The following is a 1,509-nucleotide window of genomic DNA, read 5'->3' as shown; positions in this document are numbered from 1 at the left end:
TGTGCGTCGTCAGATAATTTGGGACATCAGAGCGTGCTTTCGTTTGGAGGCTCTGGCTCATCCTTGATTAAGTTTATGCGTTTTCAGTTTCGTGGCGCAAGCGCCGCTTGAGCATGGTTTTCCGTTTGATCTCCTCTCGCTGTTTCAGGATCTTCTCTGCGCGCCCGAAGTAGACGTCGGCGGGCTTCAGGTTTCCAAGGCTCTCGTGGTAGCGATGGTTGTTGTAATGTTCGACAAAGGTGCCGATCTGGCGCTCGAGGTCTCCGGGCAGGAAGTAATGCTCGAGCAGAACACGGTTCTTCATGGTCTGGTGCCACCGCTCGATCTTGCCCTGTGTCTGGGGGTGGTAGGGTGCGCCGCGGACATGATCCATGCCTTTGTCATCGAGGTAATCTGCCAAGTCCCCCGCGATGTAAGACGCGCCGTTGTCGCTAAGAAGTCTTGGCTTGGCGACAACGGCCGCGCAGTCACATCCTGAAGCCTCCAGCGCCAGATCGAGCGTGGCGGTCACGTCTTCGGCTTTCATCGTGGTGCAGAGCTTCCAGGCGATGATGTGGCGGCTGTAATCGTCCAGGATGGTCGACAGGTAGAACCAGCCCCAGCCCAGGACCTTCAGATAGGTAAAGTCAGTTTGCCAAAGTTCGTTGGGCCGTGTGGTCTGGTCCTTGAACTCATTGGACGCCTTCATCACGATATGCGCAGGTGCCGTGACCAGGTCTTCCGCCTTCAGGATGCGATAAACCGATGATTCTGAGACAAAATACTGCTTCTCGTCGGAGTATTTTACGGCCAGCTCGCGGGACGTCAGATCCTCATGTTCGAGCGCGAACTCGATAATGTCCGCCCGGGTCTCTTCCGGAAGGCGGTTCCACACAGACCCCGGATGGGGTGCCGTGTCCTCGAGCGCGTCAAGCCCACCCTCGGACCAGCGGTCATACCAGCGGTAATAGGTCGTGCGTGGAATGCCGAGCATGGCCAGCGTCTGACGGGCGGACAGATGCGAGGCTTCGACGGTGCGGATGATCTCCAGCTTTTCCGATGCAGGATACCTCATGCCTCGCACTCCCCATCCCCGATCATGCTTTTTTTGAGCAGACGGTTTTCCAGGGTCAGGTCGGCGACGACTTCCTTGAGCGCGGTCGATTCCGAGCGCAGCTCCTTGACCTCAGGCGATGTCGCCTGGCGGGCGGTATCCCCGGCCAGGCGTTGCTTGCCCGCCTCGAGGAATTCCTTCGACCAAGTGTAATACAGGCTCTCGCTGATACCCTCGCGTCGGCACAGCGCGGCAATGCTCTCCTCGCCGCGCAGGCCCGCCAGCACGATCCTGATCTTCTCTTCCGCCGAGTAATGCTTGCGCGTCTTGCGCTTGATCCCTTTGACCAGCTTGTCAGCCGCGTCCTTCGATGTTCCGGATTTCTTGTTCATCTTCGCTCCTTGGTGGCTGCGATGAACCAGAAATCCTCCGTTACGAAAACCTCAAATCTGTCCCATAGGCGCTGACGTCAGACA

The 1,509-nt window shown here is 57.9% G+C and carries 1 protein-coding gene; it reads right to left on the bottom strand.

Annotated features, from left to right (window positions below; translation table 11 throughout):
* Nucleotides 1-73: 73 nt before the first annotated feature.
* Nucleotides 74-1,425 (bottom strand): IS3 family transposase gene (locus BMX04_RS18840; RefSeq protein ID WP_420876419.1). Its coding sequence is split into 2 segments (ribosomal slippage): nucleotides 74-1,087 and nucleotides 1,090-1,425, totalling 1,350 coding nucleotides; the frame shifts between segments, so codons are not numbered across the junction.
* Nucleotides 1,426-1,509 lie beyond the last annotated feature (84 nt).

Origin of the sequence: Roseovarius tolerans (genome assembly GCF_900109855.1) — a bacterium.
GTDB lineage: Bacteria > Pseudomonadota > Alphaproteobacteria > Rhodobacterales > Rhodobacteraceae > Roseovarius > Roseovarius tolerans.
This window is presented reverse-complemented; position numbering and strand designations above follow the sequence as displayed.